Annotated in this window: 15 protein-coding genes and 2 pseudogenes; 1 reads left to right on the top strand and 16 read right to left on the bottom strand. The window is 45.7% G+C overall.

Annotated features, from left to right (window positions below; all coding sequences use genetic code 11):
- Positions 1-669 precede the first annotated feature (669 nt).
- A pseudogene (locus tag BWI96_RS19220) lies at positions 670-1,838 on the top strand (zinc-dependent alcohol dehydrogenase).
- Positions 1,839-1,967: 129 nt separating this feature from the next.
- Here the strand turns inward: BWI96_RS19220 and BWI96_RS21745 are convergent.
- The 16 genes and pseudogenes from BWI96_RS21745 to BWI96_RS19160 all read right to left on the bottom strand — a co-directional run bounded on the left by BWI96_RS21745 (position 1,968) and on the right by BWI96_RS19160 (position 18,251).
- Complete coding sequence (locus BWI96_RS21745) at positions 1,968-2,144, bottom strand: hypothetical protein (protein ID WP_157830452.1); 177 nt, start codon at positions 2,142-2,144, stop codon at positions 1,968-1,970.
- A gap of 309 nt (positions 2,145-2,453) precedes the next feature.
- A complete protein-coding gene (locus tag BWI96_RS19215; RefSeq protein ID WP_106638141.1) occupies positions 2,454-3,389 on the bottom strand; it encodes a hypothetical protein in 936 nt (311 codons plus the stop codon).
- A complete protein-coding gene (locus BWI96_RS21740) occupies positions 3,338-3,709 on the bottom strand; it encodes a hypothetical protein (protein ID WP_157830451.1) in 372 nt (123 codons plus the stop codon). Before BWI96_RS21740 ends, BWI96_RS19215 begins: the two co-directional genes overlap by 52 nt.
- Positions 3,710-3,724: 15 nt before the next feature.
- The gene (locus BWI96_RS22025; RefSeq protein WP_198555311.1) at positions 3,725-4,057 is read right to left on the bottom strand and encodes a DUF4996 domain-containing protein; all 333 of its coding nucleotides are present in this window, start codon (positions 4,055-4,057) and stop codon (positions 3,725-3,727) included.
- 83 nt (positions 4,058-4,140) lie between these two features.
- Entirely contained in the window at positions 4,141-4,629 is a 489-nt protein-coding gene (locus BWI96_RS22020; RefSeq protein ID WP_198555310.1) for a glycerophosphodiester phosphodiesterase family protein, read from the bottom strand.
- 65 nt (positions 4,630-4,694) lie between these two features.
- The gene (locus BWI96_RS19205; protein ID WP_106638140.1) at positions 4,695-6,101 is read right to left on the bottom strand and encodes a RagB/SusD family nutrient uptake outer membrane protein; all 1,407 of its coding nucleotides are present in this window, start codon (positions 6,099-6,101) and stop codon (positions 4,695-4,697) included.
- 6 nt (positions 6,102-6,107) lie between these two features.
- On the bottom strand, positions 6,108-7,277 hold the full coding sequence (locus tag BWI96_RS19200; protein WP_369804227.1) for a TonB-dependent receptor domain-containing protein: 1,170 nt from the start codon (positions 7,275-7,277) through the stop codon (positions 6,108-6,110).
- A 65-nt stretch (positions 7,278-7,342) separates the two neighbouring features.
- Entirely contained in the window at positions 7,343-9,286 is a 1,944-nt protein-coding gene (locus BWI96_RS19195) for a SusC/RagA family TonB-linked outer membrane protein (RefSeq protein ID WP_106638138.1), read from the bottom strand.
- A gap of 96 nt (positions 9,287-9,382) precedes the next feature.
- Positions 9,383-10,432: a FecR family protein gene (locus BWI96_RS19190; protein ID WP_106638137.1), complete on the bottom strand. Its 1,050-nt coding sequence runs from the start codon at positions 10,430-10,432 to the stop codon at positions 9,383-9,385.
- A 95-nt stretch (positions 10,433-10,527) separates the two neighbouring features.
- The gene (locus tag BWI96_RS19185) at positions 10,528-11,133 is read right to left on the bottom strand and encodes an RNA polymerase sigma factor (RefSeq protein WP_106638136.1); all 606 of its coding nucleotides are present in this window, start codon (positions 11,131-11,133) and stop codon (positions 10,528-10,530) included.
- A 610-nt stretch (positions 11,134-11,743) separates the two neighbouring features.
- Positions 11,744-12,900 (bottom strand): annotated as a pseudogene (locus BWI96_RS19180) (substrate-binding domain-containing protein).
- A gap of 17 nt (positions 12,901-12,917) precedes the next feature.
- Positions 12,918-13,766, bottom strand: coding sequence for an ROK family protein (locus BWI96_RS19175; protein ID WP_106638135.1), 849 nt, complete (start codon positions 13,764-13,766; stop codon positions 12,918-12,920).
- Between the two features lie 12 nt (positions 13,767-13,778).
- Positions 13,779-14,537 carry a metallophosphoesterase gene (locus BWI96_RS22615; protein ID WP_232793814.1) on the bottom strand — a complete coding sequence of 253 codons (759 nt, stop codon included), beginning with the start codon at positions 14,535-14,537 and terminating at the stop codon, positions 13,779-13,781.
- The gene (locus BWI96_RS22610) at positions 14,459-15,172 is read right to left on the bottom strand and encodes a fibronectin type III domain-containing protein (protein ID WP_232793813.1); all 714 of its coding nucleotides are present in this window, start codon (positions 15,170-15,172) and stop codon (positions 14,459-14,461) included. The genes BWI96_RS22615 and BWI96_RS22610 overlap by 79 nt, the downstream gene beginning before the upstream one ends.
- 11 nt (positions 15,173-15,183) lie before the next feature.
- Positions 15,184-15,990, bottom strand: coding sequence for a glycerophosphodiester phosphodiesterase family protein (locus BWI96_RS19165; RefSeq protein ID WP_106638134.1), 807 nt, complete (start codon positions 15,988-15,990; stop codon positions 15,184-15,186).
- 65 nt (positions 15,991-16,055) lie between these two features.
- Positions 16,056-18,251 carry a hypothetical protein gene (locus tag BWI96_RS19160; RefSeq protein WP_157830450.1) on the bottom strand — a complete coding sequence of 732 codons (2,196 nt, stop codon included), beginning with the start codon at positions 18,249-18,251 and terminating at the stop codon, positions 16,056-16,058.
- Between the last annotated feature and the right edge of the window lie 204 nt (positions 18,252-18,455).

The following is an 18,455-nucleotide window of genomic DNA, read 5'->3' as shown; positions in this document are numbered from 1 at the left end:
TCGTTGAAAGTAGGAGAGCAGTCAGCTATAGATTTTGAAAATGAGTGGAGCTGATAGAATAAGGATACCGTATTAACGTTCAAAGTGGCCTTCCGCCTATCCATGGGGGGGAGGGACCAGCTATGATCTAACGCACCTAGGCTAGTAGAGAAGTGTAGAAAGATCCTTTACCCTTCCTACTTGATAAGGTTTATCAGGTTCAAAATGTTAAAGGCTGGCATGATTCTGTAGTTAATCTCTTTCTATCTACTATTCTACCTCAATGGCCTCTAATGCTCTATACGTTCGTTTCAGCGACGACATCGAAGTAATCCAATCCAGCGAGGGGGCTATCATCCAAGGAACCCTGGAATCTATGAATAGGCAGGTTCAAAAAGCATTGGAACAGATCCGACCTGCCAAATATATTGCCCATGCCAAGCATCACGGTATGCTCAAAACTCGCCTGCAAGTGTACGATAACTTGCCACAGGGTGTGTTTAAAATGCCTCACACCTTCGATGCCATTAGTTGTTTACCTACTTCTTCTCCAAGGATTAGGCTTGAAGTTACGAGAGAACATTCTTCTCTGTATTGTACCTGATTAAGCTCAACTGTTCGAACATGCCTGATAATACTAGGGCTCATTCCTCACCTCTATTTTCACAAGTCCTTTAAACAATAATTGAAATGAAAGCAGCTAGAATTCATGGTCCTAAAACCGTAACGTGCGACAACGTGGACGATCCTACCATTCAGGAAGGAAGAGATATCATTCTAAAAGTAACGGCTACGGCCATTTGTGGGTCTGACCTGCATATTTACTCTGGGGGATTACCCCAACCCCGGCCCATGGTGCTTGGTCATGAGTTTATGGGGATTGTCGAAGAAGTAGGTCCCCAAATTAAAAACCTCAAGCGGGGCGACCGGGTAGTGGTTCCTTTTCCAATCGCTTGTGGTCATTGTTTCTTCTGCGATCACCATCTGCCCGGGCATTGTGAAAACTCTAACCTGAACATTACGGCCCGGAAGGGGGCCTGTTGACGGAGAAAGGGGGAGCTTTATTCGGTTACACGGATCTTTATGGGGGTTACGATGGTGGACAAGCCCAGTATGTACGAGTGCCTTATGCCGATTATGGTCCCCGGATTGTTCCCGATCATTTAACAGACGAGCAGGTTCTCTTCCTGACTGACATCTTCCCAACGGGTTACAGTGGAATTGACTGGGGTGAAGTAAAAGGGGGTGAGACGGTAGCCATTTTTGGTTCAGGTCCCGTAGGGATTATGGCAGCTAAAAGTGCCTGGTTGCGGGGTGCGGCCCGGGTTGTCGTTGTAGATACGCTTCAGTACCGATTAGAAAAAGCTAAAGCAACGGCTCATTGTGAAACCATTTTGTGGGATAACGATGCCAAAGATGTGGTTGCCCAAATTCGTGACATGACGGGTGGACGCGGGGCCGACGTGTGCGTAGAAGCCGTGGGTTTCGAGCCCGACCGTAACTTAATTGACCGGGCGAAAGCCGTCATTAATTTAGAAAAAGGTTCGCCCAAGGTATTAGAAGCCTGCATGAGTGCCGTCCGTCGGGGAGGCATTGTTTCTGTACTTGGCGTATATCCTACCACGTATGACAACTTCCCCATTGGTCAGTTCTTCGACAAAGGTATTATTCTAAAGGGCGGCCAGGCTCCTGCTCACAAGCACATTGATACCTTACTCAATTACGTGGCAGAAGGGAAAGTGCAGCTCGATGACATCATTACTCACCGTTTACCTTTAACGGAAGTCTCACATGCGTACGATATCTTCAAACGCCGGGTGGATGATTGTGTTAAAGTGGTATTAGATCCCTGGAAATAGAATTAGAGAGTAGCTATTTATTTGTTGAACCTATGATTTGGTTGATCATGCATTTTGAAATGTATTATTGACCAGATCATAGGTTTAGAGAATAGATACAATCCTGTTTTTTAAGCGGATAAGGTATAACTAACGTACACTCTTACAAAAATCTTCAAACTTATCAATTGATAAATTTCCTTCTTTGGCTAAAGATAATGCTTTAGAAGACAGCTCCTGAGCTTTTATTTTATCGTCTAAAGCCATATATATTTTAGCCCTTAAAAGAAGTAACTCAGGTAATTCTTTTGGCGAAACAAGTGACAAAGATTGGTGATTAGCCAGTTTTAGTAAATGATCAAGAAATGTTTTATTTTTAAAAGTTAATTCAAAAGGGCTTTATTGCATGGCTGCTGAACAGTAGCCTAAATCGGGTAAAACTTGTCTATAATGGCACTTATAATTGTGTTATTTCCCAATAAAAGTTACTTAGGAAGCCTCTGTAGACCTACAGAGAAGGCTGTTGGGAGCTAATAAATGGCTTTTCAAGACCTATGCAACAAAGTCACTTAATAATAATATTCAATGAATATATATATAAACTTCAGGGCTTTTGAATTCAATTAATTTTAAGATTCAATAACAATAATAAGGGCCAAACCATCTTTTAAGGCTTAGTTCGGCTTTGGTATCGTCTAGTACGCCTACCCAGAATTGCTTGCCTCCGGGGCTTACCCGAATCATAACATGGCCATCCGTGCTTTTGTAAATCTGGTTCAGCCAGAATCCTAGATAAGTCTTGGTTTCTTCCTGCAAGTGTAAAGCAAATACGTCAGGCTTGGGTTTTAGCCCTAGCCGATGCATGACTTCCTGTCCGGGTTGATCCGAACACCAGATTTGTTGAATCGCCACTTTAGGTTGAGTAGCTTTCAGGAACGTTTCGTTCGTTGCGTCACGGTTCCCATGATGATTCAAGGTCATAACTTCCACTTTACCAATGGCTTTTGCCATCGGTGTCTCAGTATCAAACCAGGTAGGAAGACCGTACCCACGTAGTCCCGTATTATCCGCTCCCGTGAAGTAGTCAAAATTGCCGTAACTGATTTTAATCGCCATGCTCAAAGGATTTTCATTGAACTTTCCCTGAGGAGACAAAACCGAGTCAGCCGTAAAGTGAACGACTGTTTCTTCCGCGTTACCCGTCCAGATGGTTCCGTTGACTTTTACATTCTGAACTTTAAATTCAGGGTATTGCTGAGGATTTCGTTTGAGTAAGATTTGATGGTTACTCCCTGCTTTTAGCATTTCTGCCCGCGTTCCCTGCTTGACTTTAGCGTTCACAAAGGCCAGATAATTAAGAAAAGTACTTTCCGGTTCCTGGTAATAAGCTCCAAGATTGACCGGAAAATCATACTTAGGATAACCCCGATCCAGGAGTGTACCAATCGTAAATAAGTCACCTACGTCGGTGATACCAGTACGTTTAAAGCTAGAAACGCTGCCTTGCTTACTGTTTGGTGTTAGTTCGCCATAGTGGTCACCGTGAAAATGAGAAACGACCAGATAATCCAACGAAGTAACAGATTTGGGTTTTCTGGATTGCTGGATGTAATAAGCAATCCATTCCCGGGTGTTTTCGAGTGATTAGGTCGGGCCGGAGAAACTTTTAAGGGAGCATTCTTTTTCAAAAATGCGGAGGCGTTCAAATCACCTGCATCCCAAAGCAGGGTTGTTCCGTCGGGAAATAAGAAAAACGTACTATTGCCTCGTCCGGTATTTATGTGGTGGATGTCCAAATACCCTTCCCGCCATTCCACTTGCGTGGTATCTGTGTTCTGCCCGTATGCCGCCGCACATAAGAGCCAGAAAATCAGCATTCCTGCATGTTTCATAGATTCGTTTTACAATTAAGGGTGTAACCCTTTCTTCTTCAGATAGTCAATTAGCTCCTTCGGACGGTCAGTCTGGATGAGTTTAGCTCCGTGCTTAATCAACCATCCCCAACCCGCTTCGGGGTCTTTCTCTTCAACGCTTTTTTCATCGTCATGACCAGCGTTTTGGCTGGCCCACAAACTATTAAACCAGATTTTAGAACCAGACTTGGGAATGCTCAGGTAATTAGATTTTTCCAGTACCTGATCCGAATTGAAATTCAATTCGTACGCTACGGGTTTAAGTTGTTTTTCGTAGGTTTCAATAATATCTTTCGCCTCAGGCTTAGCTAGATTCACAATGGGCATAAAGGCTAATTTACTTTGAAGCAGCGAACCATTTTCACTCTTTACTTCTTCGTACGTTTTATACGTTTTAATAATGGCGTGATCTAAGGTTCCGGTTTTTTCGAGAATCTCATAAGCTCCTGGTAATAATCGTAACCCTTATCGATGTTAATCATTACTTTTCCTTTGGCTCGTTGCATGCAGTCCTCAAACGTCATGATTTTCTGGCGAGTAGGGCCGCCGTGTTCGTTTTTGAGGGTGAATTTTTGTAATTCTTCCCAGGTATAATCGCTGGGTTTTCCGTGTCCGGTGGTGGTACGATCCAGCTTTTCGTCGTGTAATAAAATCAATACGCCGTCTTTACTTTTCTTCAGGTCAATTTCCACGACATCCACACCTAGCTCAATGGCATGTTGCAGACTAAGAACGGAGTTTTCGGGAGCGTACCGCCAGTCGCCCCGGTGAGCTACCACTAAGACTTCTTTGGAATCAGGATTATTAAATTCACGAATAATAGCCTGAGCTGGACGGTGTTGGGCCTGAGCTATAAAAGTTAGACAAATGCTGAAAAGAAAAACAGAGAGACGAAACATAATATTAAGTATTGAATTGAAGTAAAAGCGGTGATAGAGAAGCCTCTATCACCGCAGAAAAGGGGTTAATACCCTTCGTTTTGTTTAATGGCAGGATCAGTATCTACCTGACTCTGCGGAATAGGCATGAGCAGGTTATTACTGGTAAGGGTCGTGAGAATGTTGTTGGCTTTAAACCATTGATTCATCACCGTCAGAGCAGTACCCGTGCGGATCAAATCAAACCAGCGGTGGCCTTCTCCCACGAGTTCCAACTGGCGTTCGAGAGCAATAGCTTCGCGTAATTCCGTCTGAGTGCTGGCCGAAGTAGCAGCCAAACCAGCCCGGGTTCTGATTTGATTCAGATAGGTAAGGGCCGTCGAAATATTACCTAGTTCGTTTTCGATCTCCGATAGCATCAAAATGACATCGGCGTAACGCAGGACGACTATATCACTACCGCCGTCGGTGATAACTGTAGTAGGGGCCGAGAGTTTCTTGCACCAGGGAATACCAGAAGTGGTTATTCCTACGTATACACCTTTGCGTTTGTCGGACGACGAGTAAAGAGCGTAGAGACTTTTTGTAGGCAGATTGTGTCCTTTGGCCCCGGAAACGGTTCCTGACGGAGCGTATTGCTGATACATGGTGCTGCCCTCCGTATTGCCGTTTACACCCGAAGCAAACTGTACGGCAAAAATGATTTCCCGGTTGTTCTCATTACTCAGACTAAACACATCCGCCGGATTTGTTAATAGCTGATGTTGTCCATCATTCACTACCGACTCCAATAAAGTCTTTGCTTCAGTATACCTTTTGGCGGTAAGATATACTTTGGCAAGTAACGTTTGTGCGGCTGATTTCCGCACCCGTCCGGCCTGGGTATTGACTGCTGGCAAAGTAGCAATCGCTTCCGTTAAATCCTTACGAATCTGTTCATAAATCTGAGCAGAAGCCGTACGGCCCTGACCAAAGTATTCATTTGGATTTTCTGTTTCCTTAGTGACTAAAGGAACATCTCCGTAGAGGCGAATCAGGTTGAAGTACATCAGGGCCCGAAGGAATTTCATCTCTCCCGTCCGGGATTGACGCGTGGCTTCGGTAGCATACGGAATCTGCCCAATGCGATTGAGCACAACGTTAGCTCTTTGAATGGTGCGGTAAGATTGCCTCCATACTTCAGTCACAATGGTATTACCCGCAATGGCAGTAAACTGGTCGAGCTGACCATACATCCCGTTATCATTGGCCGGAACTTCATCGTAAGTATTATCCGAAGGAATTTCTATCAAAGCGGGTAAGTAAAGACCGTATAAACCGTCGGACTGAAGGTTGGCGTAAGTGGCGTTTACGTATTCTTCCGTTTCGATTTCGTTCTGAAGGAAATTACCTAATTCTTTGGAAGTAGCCGGATTTTGAAATAATTGCTTCTCGCAGCTACTCATGACCAATAAGCTGGCTAGTACACTGGAAAGGATGACTATCTTTTTCATGAAAACTTAGAACGTAATAGTTAAACCAAAGATGTAGGAACGAGCAACGGGATAATTAGCCTGGGAAAAGCCATTGGTTAATACATCCGTAGTCGAAGTAGCATCTGGATTGAATCCCCGGAACTGGGTGAATGTGAAGAGGTTATTGGCGGTTGCGTACAAACGAACACCCTGAATTTTGGCTTTCTTCACCCAGCTCATGGGCAAGGTATAAGCAATCTGGACGTTACGCAGACGCAGGTAATCGGCATTTTTAAAGAAGTAATTGGAGGAACGCGTCAGGCGGCGGGCACTGGAGAAATTACCCATATTGGGCTGAGCCAGAAAACCATTTGGATTATGAACAGGATGGTAACGGTTGTTGAAATAATAGGTATTCGGGACGCCAAAACCTTCTCCTGATTCTTCCTGATTGGCTAACTGCTGGTCCCAGATTTTGCGTCCGACAATCCCATTCAGTGAGAAGCTGAATTCCAGATTTTTATAGGCAAAGTTGCTGGAAAATCCGTAGGTAAATTTGGGGTTATAGGTACCAAACGTTTTACGGTCGTTGGAGTCAACCACCCCATCGCCGTTTAAGTCAGCGACTTTATAATCCCCCTGAAGCGTTCCGGCCAGGTGAGGGGTTCCGTCAATCTCGGCCTGCGTTTTATACACGCCTATGACTTCATACCCATAGAGTTCGGCAATGGAACCGCCCACTCGCGTAAGAAAATTGCTTTGAGAACCCGACACAATTTGCTGCTGTCCGGGAGCCAGAGCTAATACTTTATTAGAATTAGTAGCAGCATTGGCGTTGAAAGACCAGTTCAATGCTCCCAAGGGCAGGGCATTACCGCTGAATTCCAGCTCCAAACCTTTGTTTTCGATCTTGCCAATGTTCTGGATGGAGGAACTATACCCCGATTGCTCAGGCACCGGAACGTTGAGTAACAAGTCTTTCGTGATGGATCGGTAGTAATCCAGTGCCATCGTGAAAGGCTTGCCAATACCCAGATTAAGGCCCAAATTAACCGCCGTCTTATTTTCCCAGGATAAGTTAGGGTTGGCAGTCGTAGTGGCCGCAAATCCCGAAGCCAGCGTATTTCCAAATACGTAATTGGCAGCGTTCACCAGCGATTTTGAACTATAAGAACCAATCTGGTTATTCCCGGATTTACCCCAGCTACCTCTAATTTTAGCAAAGGTTATAGGACTTGATTTCGGGAAAAAGGATTCATTACTGATGATCCAGCCTCCCGTTAAAGAAGGGAAAACGCCCCATTCCGGTCATCACCGAATCGGGAAGAACCGTCCCGACGCAGGGTTGCTGAAAATAGATACTTGTTATTATACGCATATTGAGCCCGGGCAAGGTACGACAGTTGAGTCCATACGTAACGGTTGGTGCTCGCTACGAAAGCACTGGCTCCAGAAAGGTTAGGCAGGTTATTATCGGCAATATTAGAACCCGTAACGCTGGTTGCTGAGCCGTTTTCCTTTTGAAAGGAATACCCCGCCAGTAAATCAAGGCTATGCTGACCGAATTGATTGGCGTAGGTTAACGTATTTTCCGTGAGGTAATTATAGACAAATTCGCGGTTTTCAATGGCTACCGCGGGCTTGGGAGCTGGCGTGCGGTAACCTCCTACGTCAGACGGGTTATAAAAGTCAAAGAAGTTACTTTGAATATCTCCACCCAGCAGCGTTTTGAAGGTTAACCCTTTCAACAGATCATAAGTAAGATAGACATTGCCAAAATTGCGGAAGAAGTCACGCTTATTTTTGATCTTATAGGCGAGAGCTACCGCATTTTCTCCCAAAGCCCCATCTTCTGGCGTATTGGCCGCAATCTGTTTACTGATCGTTAAACTTCCGTCCGCGTTATAAGGACTGAACATCGGATACATGATGTATAAGTTCGCAATCGGATCATTCGACTGATTCCCGTTGTTATTAAAATAATTTTGGGTATTATAAGATGGAGTCATGCTCACACCCAACGTTGCTTTTTCCGACAAACGACTGTCCAGTTTGAAGGCCGCACTGTAGCGTTTAAGTCCGTTATTAATGACGATTCCGTCCTGATTAAAGAAATTGGTAGAAACGTAATAATTGGTTTTGCCGGAACTCCCCGAAAACGAGAGGTTATAACTACTCATGCGACCTTTTCGAAATACTTCGTCCGTCCATTGGGTATTGGTAAGCCCCGCCTGATGATCCAAATAAGGCTGGATGTAATTCAGGCGAAGTTCGCGAAGGCTGGCCCCTTTACTCAGGCGGGTGGCCCGATCATCGCTTTCGCTGCGGTTGGATGGATTCTTCGATATATAGCCCCAGTCCCGGGCTTCGGTAAAAAATTGAGCCGCCTGATAGGCATCTACGTACGCTACGCGATCAGATCGTTGCTGAAAACCTGTGTAAACATCCAGCAAAACCTGCAAACGATCGGATTTGCCCTTCTTGGTTGTAATTAAAATAACCCCATTGGCCGCTCTGGAGCCATAAATAGCGGCAGAGGAGGGGTCTTTTAATACATCAATCGTTTCAATATCCTGGGGATTAATTGAGTTAAGGGAAGACCCTTCCGACAAAGGATAACCATCCACTACGATCAGGGGATTGCGACCGGCGGTAAGCGTACCGATTCCCCGAATCACAATCTGAGGATCAGAACCCGGTTGAGCGGACGCATCATTAATGACAATTCCAGCGGCTTTTCCGGCTAATTGCTGAGCAAAGTTACTTGCACTATAACGGCTTAATTCCTGTCCTTTAACCTGAGAAATAACGCCTGTTACTTTCGCCTTCGACTGGGCCCCGTACCCAATGACTACCAGATCATTCAGGGACTGGGTTTGGGGCTTCATCCGTACAAGCAGACTATTATTGTCGCCTGCATTAACCAGAAAATGCGGAATGGTGTGTTTTTCAAAGCCAACGTAACTAAACACGAAGGTGTACCGGGCCCCTGCACGTAGGTTCGTAAACGTGAAGATACCCTTGACATCCGTAGTACTAAAGAGGGGTTCGGTTTTACCAATCAGTGTGGTTTGCACCGTTACACCCATGAGCGGTGCTCCGGTATCGTCCAGTACACTTCCCTTGACCAGAGCTGGCGTCTGGGCTGCTGTGTAAAGGGAGCAGCATAAGCCTAGTAAGCTTAAGTTAAACCGCCGTTTTAAAGCAGATAAAATACGTCTCATAAAAGGGGAGTAATGATTTAATTAGGCAAAAAGAAACCTGTCCTTCTGATTTTCAGAAGTGTAGGTATTGAAAATAAGAGATTGATTACTGAGCGATTAGGGTGATTTTCGAATGATCACCTGTTTCGAATCCTTTTGAAATGACAAATTGTTAAGGATGCATAAAGCCGTTAAAATGTTGGACAAAGAATCCGTCGTTGCAATGGTTCCGGTAAAAGATAAACCCGCTAAATCTGCCGGATTGTAATCCATTTTTACCAGATACTTTTTACTCAACGCGTTAAATACATTGGCCAGAGGCTCTTTGTTAAAGATTAGATCTGAGGTAGGCTTGGTGGGCTGAAGGACACCTGCTGGAGTCGTTTTGGGTTTTTCAGGGAATTCGACTACCTGCGTCTGTTTACGGCTTATGTCAACGCTCCATTGCTGACCCGGAATGAGGTATTGATCTTTAATGGGCATGCCGCCTGAGCGGTGATTGATAACTACCTTCCCTTCCAATAACTTCACCCGGATGCGTTGGGCTTGCGTTGCCTGAATGTGGAATTGAGTACCTAGGGCCGTCGTCGTATACCCATTAGCCATGACAATGAAAGGATGAAGCGAATCTTTGGCAACCGTAAACAGAGCTTCTCCAGAAAGGCTGATGTCGCGGGAGGTACTGCCAAAGGGTTCGTAATACTGAACCGAACTACCGGGATGTAACTGAATCTGAGAACCATCGTTCAGTGAAACGTTCATGACCGTTTGGGTAACATTGGTTTTAAGAATCAGTTGCCACGCCGGTTTTGCGGGTTGCTGGCTTGACAACTCCGATTTTTTAGTGGAATGCGGAAGAACCAGTAAGCCCGCAACCAGCAGCAACAGAGCCGCCACGCTACCCGAAAGCCAGCCCATCCAGTTAACTCTCTTAAGCGTACCACTGGGCTTGCTTTGAAGCTGACTATGCAATTGGGCTAACACACGGTCCGACTGCTCCGGCTGCAATAGCGGTTCAGGCTCGCTCAGGCTTTTTTCAAAAGCATCCTGTCTAGCCTGGGTCCATTGCTTCAGGTCTACTTGTCTGGCCAACCACTGGATCTCGGTCTGGCTGGCTTTACCCGCCCAAAATTTTTCGAGTATGTCGTCGATTTCATCCTTCATCATACACTATAAATACTCGGACATCGGAAAAGGGGGATGCCTTCCGATATTATCAAATTGTTAAGCAGAAAAAGAGAGTAGAAAAGGGCTTCCGGGTCTTAGAATTGATCCAGCATCATGATGAGTATAGAAGCCGAAGAAGCATGCATAAGCTTACCCCTTTCCTGAATATGCGTTCTGACCTGCCGGGTGGCCTGCTTGAGGTAGTCCCGGACCGATTGCACGGAAATGCCCAGATTTTCAGCGACTTCTTCCGTGGTTTTACCTTCAAAGCGAAGTTGATGAAAGACCTCTCTTTTGCGATTAGGAAGCTGGTCAACGGCTTCTTTAATCATCGAAAGCTGGAGTGAATACTCTTCTTCGTCAAGGGTTTCTTCGGGGGAGGCCTGCTCGGTAAATTCTTCCGAAGATGACACTACTAAGGCTTCCTTTAGTTTCTTTTTCAGAAAAGATAACGCCTTATTATGGCTGACGACAAATAACCAGCCAGCAACGGGGCGGTCCAGTTGCAGGGAGTGTCGATTCTCCCACAGGGTAATGAAAACCTCCTGAAGGAGATCTTCCGCTAAATCTTCCTGTTTGACGATTTTGAAGATGTTCCCGTAAACAGGCTGCTTATAGAGGTGATAGAGAAAATCAAAGGCTTCTACCTTATCCTGAGAAAGAGCAACCAGCGATTCTAATTCAGTATAAGAAGACTGCATAATGATTGTTTATTTAGCCAAACGAATACTTTTCACCCGTTTTGTTTACAGAACCCAAATTTTCGCAAAAATACTTCATGCTATGATTTCAGTCTAGTTTACTAAATTATGAAATTGTAAAGAATGAAAACGTAGGCTAGTAAACCCCTGATTCACTGGTTATCAGGCAGGTATTATTAGGTAGGTTCATATATTATTCTATCTAACTCTACTGCTGATTCATCTTTTTTATAGATAGAATGGGATCATTTGGAATAGTGCTATTTACAGAAAGCAAGACCTTTTTCGAAAATATAAGTTGAAAAACTGGGACTTGATTGCATCAACAACTGAAGCTTTATAGTTAAATTTGCTGCCGATAACTACTCAATCACAAATATGCGGTATCTCAATGACGCATTAAATGTTCTTCTGGTGGAAGAAGATAGGTATGTTGAATTTTCAACGATAGCTAAGTTGCTTATTCTTCCTTGCGTGTTTTTGATAATGGCCATTCCCTTTTTTCTACTTTAGAATATCCCTCAAAACAAGAAGCAGACTTTTCAAAAGTCTGCTTCTTGTTTTTTATACCGCTTATAAAATCTTTGACCCTATTGGATGTGGTGGCTGGTTAGATCTTGAACTGAGCCCGAAACTCCTGGGGTGTGCAACCATGAATTTGTTTAAACTGACGGGACACGTTTTTAGTATCCGTAAAGCCCAGATCGAGAGCAATTTCAAGAATAGACTGATCCGTTTCCTGTAACTTTTTGGAAAATTTATTCATCCGCAAATTCTGAATGTACTTGTAAATGGGAAAGCCAAGTGTTTCCCGAAAACGAAACTCCAGGGAGCGGCGGGAGAGCGGAACCTGGGCTACGACGTCTTCTACCTGAAGGTTTTTATCGATATTCTGATGAATGAATTTTAAAGCCGTGGTAATGAAATCATCCTGAGTAGCATAAATGTCCGTGGATTGTCGGGTAATAATCTGCGTGGGACGAACCACAATGTCGTAGCATTTGCTCGTTCCTTTTTTATCATTGACTCCAGTAACCGAGCCGCTTCATATCCGCCTTTTTCGGCATCCTGAGCGATACTGGATAGGGGAGGGTCAGAAATTTCACAGAACATTTCGTCGTTGTCCACGCCCAGCACAGCCACGTCTTCAGGAATCCGAATGCCCGAATGGCGGCAGGTCTCGGTAATGTGTAAGCCCAGACGATCATCACAGGCCATGATGGCGATGGGTTTGGGTAATGAGGTTAACCACTGACTTAAGGCACTGGGCTTGTAGTACCATAATTCCTCACTACTTTCTTCCTGATTATCAAAGTAATGAACGGAGTAACCCGCTTTCTGTACCCGTTCCTCAAACCCCTGAGAACGTTCACGCGACCAGACAATATGCTCGAAACCGTAAAAAGCAAAATGACGAAATCCCTTGCGAAGAAAGTAATCGGCCCCCATCGCTCCGGCCTCGCGATGAGCTCCGGTAATGTTAGGAATTTCGGTAAAACGTTCTTTAAAATCCTGGGCAATTGTGGGAATACCAGACTTTACAAGTTGGCTGATGTTGGTATCATTATAAAGCTGACCGATGATGCCATTGGCTTCCCACTCTTTAGCCCAATTAAGAATACCCTCAATCCCCAACGTTTCCCGATTATAAAGGGGCATGCGGCAAAAAATCCAAGGACCTTTCTCCCGGGAATAACGCGTAATGCCTTTGAGTAAGCCTTTGCTGTATTCTTCGGAAAAATCAATCAGCAAAATAATTTTATACATGGCGGTGTTTACCCGAATTAGCTAAAACGAGGAACGGAAAGTGTACCTAACGCGGCGGCTCCAATTACTCCACTGTTCTCATTTTCAGTAGGAAGTATCCGAATGCGGCGAAGGGTTTCCCGATACGAAAAATCGGATAGCTGTGCCCGCATCGAAGGTTCGAAAAAGGAAAATGCCTTGGAAATGGAGCCGCCCATAACAATAATTTCAGGATCATAGGCGTACAGAATCACTTTAATAGCCTCAGCCAGATGTCGGCCAAAGGCTGCCCAGAGAGCCAACGCTTGCCGATCTCCGAGGGTAGCAAGCTCAAACGTTTCTAAAGCCGTTGTTGCGTGGCGACCGGTGAAAAAGTCACCTGAACAATAATACTCCAGCGTTTGATCGAGGTAACTCAGCATTCCAATTTCTCCAGCCCCGCAGTTAGTTCCTGTATATAACGTACCGTTTAGAATCAACCCACAGCCCAAACCCGTTCCAATGCAAAGCCCGAGAGCAGAAGTAGTGTTTTGGGCGAGGCCGTGCTGATGTTCTCCGAGTATGAAACAGTTCACATCATTATTAATCCAGATGGGCAGATTTAGCTCTTTTTCCAGAATATCTTTTAAAGGCACTTCCTCCCACGACGGAATATTAGCGACCTGATAAACCACACCGTTTTGCACATCTACCACCGAAGGCACCCCGATTCCAATACCCTCTACCGGATATTGACATAAAGGACGAATCAGGTCGATGAGTTGAGCTAATGTATCCGTAAGGGAGTCTTTTCGTTTCAGGATGTGACGCCGAAGGGTATGTACCTCGCCCGCCTGCACCACACCTGCCCGAATATTCGTTCCTCCCAAATCAACCCCTATCGTCATGCATACCAGCGATTACTTGTTCTTTTTAAGCTCGGCCTCTTTACGGGCTTTATATTCCTGAAAACGATTGCGATACGCTTCTTTTTGCTGAGGTGTATTTCGTTTCTGATACTCCGCCGGAAGTTCCAGTCGCTCAGCGGGTAATTCAGGATCGTGATCTACCAGCCTGTTTTTTCCTTTGGCATTTTTGATCAATTCGAAAGCATCGTATTTCTCACCCGTTACGGCATAAGACTGGTACTTCAATGTATCCTGGCTCACCTGAATAGTCTGAAAAAGCTGAATATTCGAAGCCGCCCGGTCCATCCAGTTTTGCAAGCCAATTTCGTACATTTTAGGACCGCTCACCGAAACCACATAAATAGGGCCATCGGGTTGTTTACGGCTTTTGCCAAGTGGCATATTTAATCCCCGTCCGTAAGTGTGATCGTGCCCCTGTAAAACCAGGTCTACACCATATTTTCGATACATGGGTTCCATGCGATCTCTCCATTCATCGTTATCCCGACCTTTAGAAGTGGAAAACACGGGATGGTGATGCATGACAATCGTCCAGCGGTTGGGGTTGTTTTTGAGAACGTCCAGCAACCAGTTGGCCTGTTTTTCCAGCACCAGCGAATCCAGTAAAGCTCCCTGAGAATCCAGCGAGATCAATCGGGTTCCCTGGTAATCCAGGTAATAAGCCGTTTCGGTTAATCCCTGGGGACCGTTCTCGGGTAACACAAAAGAGGGCCGCCAGTGGTACGATACCCGACGGTTCCCATTCTCCATTTTGAAATATTCATGATTACCCGGCACCGCAGCGTAGGAATCATCCCATTAATCCAGCCACCTGCTTCAAACCATTCCCCCCATTGCCAGTCGCTGTTGGATGAGTTAATCAAATCCCCGGCGTGTAAGAGGAGCTGGACATTCGGTAATTTGGCATAAGCCCCCCGAATGGCCCGCGACCAGAGCGAACGGATGTCATTCTGAGCATCACCAAAATACAGAAATGAAAACGGTGCAGGCTTGTCCTGAGCTGTGGTAAAGTGAAACCATTCGCTCCAGTGCGTACCATCGCCAACCCGGTAAGCATATTGCGTGGCAGGTTTGAGATTTTTGAAGTGAACCGAATGGTAATGCACGGTTTTTCCATCCAAAACCACCCGCTCGGTTTGAGCCTCAACCATCTGGGCTTTGGCAACCATATCCGGTGAAGCATCTGCTTCGACGATGGCCCCTATTGATTTGGTTACGGTAGAATCCGTCCGCCAGTTTACCGATTGAGAAGTGGCGACGGCTCCCTGATAACCCATAATGAGTCGGTCGGGGAAGGCAGTAGGGGTATAGGGTTTATGTTCCTGTGCCTGAGCCAGTGAGAGGGTCCCGGCCAAAAGGGTAAGCAGACCTGTTTTTTTAAACATAATGATTCATTTTAAGGCATCTGCGTGAGAGCTTGCCGAAGTTCAGTGACGTGATCGGTCTGGATGCAATCCACACCGCAGGCTACGGCCTTGCGATACCAGGCAATGGTATCTTTCTGGTCCAGTAAATCAACAAATGTTCGGATATGATGCTGGTGAAGGGTAGCGATTAACTCAGGAGTGATTACCTCTGCAGGTATGTCAAAAGCGTAAGGTTGCAGACGCTCGGCTTTTTCCTGCCAGTTGCCGTTTGTAGGAAATCCTGGCATGACCTGAAGAGCGGAATCCTCCTGTTTCAACCGACTAAGAAAAGCATCGCTGCCGTAATACACAGCGTCTTTTTGCAGGTGGTATTTGCTTAAAATAGTTACCAAAGCCCGAGGCTCTACGGCCTTACAATCCACGTATAATTTCGCTTTGGAACGATGGGCGGTGTTGCAGTGAGCCACGAGTTGACAGACCTCTTCAAGCCTGGGAATGGGTTGGGTGAAATGATTCCAGCCTTTCCCCGCCGAAACGGATTTTATTTCCTCCCAGGTACGGTCGGAGACTTTCCCGGTAGCCATGGTAGTCCGGTCCAGCGTACCATCGTGCAGAATTACCAGTTGGGAATCGCGGGTCGTTCGAACGTCAATTTCCAGATAATCAGCCCCCTGCTGTAATGCTTCCTGAAAGGTGGCCAGCGTATTTTCGGGAGCCAGGCCGGAAGCTCCGCGATGAGCAGAAATAAGTAAGATTGGACCCTGATCCATGGCAAGTCCTCCCCACAATCCTAAGACTATACTTAAAAATACGGCCGCCCGTAATTGCTTTTGCATGAGAATAAAAGTGAACGCTGGAAGTAATACGGCAAAGGCTGCGAAAAGGACTAGGGGTGGGGCTATTAATTTGAAAATAATAGGGAATGATCCGACGGAGAAGCCTTGATAATCCCGAGGTATCGTCCCAGCCAATAAGGCAATAACCAGGTATCTCCCGCACTGAATTCGCTTTGTCCGTTGCCGTTTTCATCCAGAATAAAGGTGTTGCGATTATGCCGCTGCATGGGTCGCTCGGCGGGAGATAAGACCTGTGAAATCGTTTGTTTACGAAAATTGTCGGGTAGGAAATGTAAGTCCTGCCGATGGCTATTTTGAATACGCCAGTCGATCAGATCCAGTGGATATTGTTGTAAATACCAGATGGATTCAGCCAGATCGAAGGATTTAGTACCTGTTAAGGCCGTAAAGAAATTCCAGGTCGCATCTTTCTCAGGACGTTCCACCTGCCAATGATCAATGATCGCCTGCCGGTATTGAGCTCGCAGCGTATCGTTGAAAGCATAACGGTAAAGTCCCCAATAACCCAGAAAATACATTTCGTCGTCTGAGTGATTCCAGCCTTCTGAAAGTAATTTACTGTGCTCATCGGCGTTATCGGGAGCTTTACCGATTTCGCTCATGGGGCGAGTCAGGTTAGCCAGATACCCGTGTTTCGTCATTAATTCAAACGCTTTTTTTCGGTATTTTTCCTTTTTCGTGAAATGATAAGCCGTTTGCAGCATACCGATGATATTTGAAGAGTTCAGCTTCCGGTCGCCCACGTTCACCGGAAATGAATTCACATAGGCGGGATTCCATCGGCCCCATTTGGTGGGCTTCCCATCGTAATCCATCAGGTATAAATCATTACTTACGATGTGATTCATCAGCGTATCCAACAAGCGAATGGCTTTCTTTTGCAAGCTGGGTTCATTCACCAATTCGGCTACGGTGGCAAAGGCGAAAACGTGCCCAATGGCTTCGTCGCTACTGGTGGTAGCTTTCCAGACCCAGCCCGGTTGGTGAGAAGGTTGCCAAACGTTAGTATCCGATAACTGAGACTTAATACTTTTTCGTTCGAAGGAGCGGGCGGGGAAGCCGGGAATGGACGTAACCGCGTAAAGCCGCTCCATTGCCTCGAGTGATTCCCGACAATTTTCCAGAGCCTGTTTTTCTTTGGTTGCCGCATAGCGAAAAGCCTGACTCCCCAGATACATCGAAGTCCAAAGACCGTCATTATCGGCATCGGAGAGATAACCCGTACCTAGATTTCCTTTTTCCATACCTTCCAGGGAAGCATTGAAACCATTACGAATGTGTCGGGTTCGGACCTGATTTTCGAAGAAATACGCTTTCTCCTGAAGGGTAATCATCCGTTTGCTGAACTGAGATAATCCTTGGGTAGTTAAAACCAGCACACTGTTCGTTGGCCCCGCAGTAATGGAAATGACCTCATCGCCCGGTAACCAACGTTCACCCTGAAAGTAGGCATACGTTCCATCGGGCTTGGGCGTGAAAACACCCTTATTCGTACCCATCCACGGATGCCCGTTGATGAGGGTAACCGTGTTGACGGGTACGCTGGGAAGCTGGGTGTGCTTAAGGGGTAAATGATTCTCTTTCTTCCAGTGATAATAGCCTTTCTCGTACCCTAGATATATACTGGTATCGTTAACGGCTAGACTGGTGAACCCTTCCCCCGAGTAAAACGTCTGTAATTTCTTATTCTGGAGCGTATAAAGATGAGTGGAAGTCAGAACCCAGAATTTTTGCCTTGCGTAGCTAATGGCTTTTACCTGTTCTCCGGTCAGTGTAGTGTGCCAGAGCACCAGCGAATCTTTTAAGTATTCCAGCGAAGTACCATCTGAAATCAGGAAGCTAAAATCGGGGCCACCGGCAAACATTTTTGCTTGAGGCATATGGTGCAGTAACTCCATTCGTCCCGCCCAGGCATGACTCCAGAGGCTTTTCTCATCAAGATACCAGAACTGATGTTGGTAAACCCCCATGTCCCGAAGCGTACGGGATTTCATGGAGCGATACCGTGTATCTGGTACTAACGCACCCGGATGCAGAAAACGCCCGTGAGCCGGGAGAAAGAGCTGACCTCCAGAAATGCCCTGAATAAGATTGTTGCGATCTTTGAAAACCTTACCATCCTTACGGACGGCTCCGTAATAGCGGATGGAGTACCATTGCTCAAAGGGTTGGTCAGGGACTTGCGAAAAGCCGATTCCAGACCCGAGAATAAGTAAAAAGGCCAATCTACAGATAGTCATATCATTCCTTTCTTTTAGCACTAATACGCCTGAACCCCCAAAAAGGACTAGTATTTACTTGAAAAATAGAGTTAATATGAAGCTTAATCGCAAGTAATATTACCACAATATGAAGTTTTTTGGGCTTACGCAAAATGAGGTCAACTTTACGCAAATTGCGTAAGAATGATTGCAAAAGGTCTTCTACTTTTGCGGCATATTAAA

Source organism: Siphonobacter sp. SORGH_AS_0500 (genome assembly GCF_002838835.1).
In the GTDB taxonomy this organism is placed as follows: Bacteria; Bacteroidota; Bacteroidia; order Cytophagales; family Spirosomataceae; genus Siphonobacter.
The sequence above is the reverse complement of the archived record's forward strand: the minus strand, read 5'-3'. Positions and strand labels throughout refer to the sequence as shown.

Coding starts and splice junctions, on each gene's coding strand:
- BWI96_RS21740 (WP_157830451.1), bottom strand. CDS start 3,709: ATGAAACATGCAGGAATGCTGATTTTCTGGCTCTTATGTGCGGCGGCA.
- BWI96_RS22025 (WP_198555311.1), bottom strand. CDS start 4,057: ATGCCCATTGTGAATCTAGCTAAGCCTGAGGCGAAAGATATTATTGAA.
- BWI96_RS22020 (WP_198555310.1), bottom strand. CDS start 4,629: ATGTTTCGTCTCTCTGTTTTTCTTTTCAGCATTTGTCTAACTTTTATA.
- BWI96_RS19205 (WP_106638140.1), bottom strand. CDS start 6,101: ATGAAAAAGATAGTCATCCTTTCCAGTGTACTAGCCAGCTTATTGGTC.
- BWI96_RS19195 (WP_106638138.1), bottom strand. CDS start 9,286: ATGAGACGTATTTTATCTGCTTTAAAACGGCGGTTTAACTTAAGCTTA.
- BWI96_RS19190 (WP_106638137.1), bottom strand. CDS start 10,432: ATGATGAAGGATGAAATCGACGACATACTCGAAAAATTTTGGGCGGGT.
- BWI96_RS19185 (WP_106638136.1), bottom strand. CDS start 11,133: ATGCAGTCTTCTTATACTGAATTAGAATCGCTGGTTGCTCTTTCTCAG.
- BWI96_RS19175 (WP_106638135.1), bottom strand. CDS start 13,766: ATGACGATAGGGGTTGATTTGGGAGGAACGAATATTCGGGCAGGTGTG.
- BWI96_RS22615 (WP_232793814.1), bottom strand. CDS start 14,537: ATGGAGAATGGGAACCGTCGGGTATCGTACCACTGGCGGCCCTCTTTT.
- BWI96_RS22610 (WP_232793813.1), bottom strand. CDS start 15,172: ATGTTTAAAAAAACAGGTCTGCTTACCCTTTTGGCCGGGACCCTCTCA.
- BWI96_RS19165 (WP_106638134.1), bottom strand. CDS start 15,990: ATGCAAAAGCAATTACGGGCGGCCGTATTTTTAAGTATAGTCTTAGGA.
- BWI96_RS19160 (WP_157830450.1), bottom strand. CDS start 18,251: ATGACTATCTGTAGATTGGCCTTTTTACTTATTCTCGGGTCTGGAATC.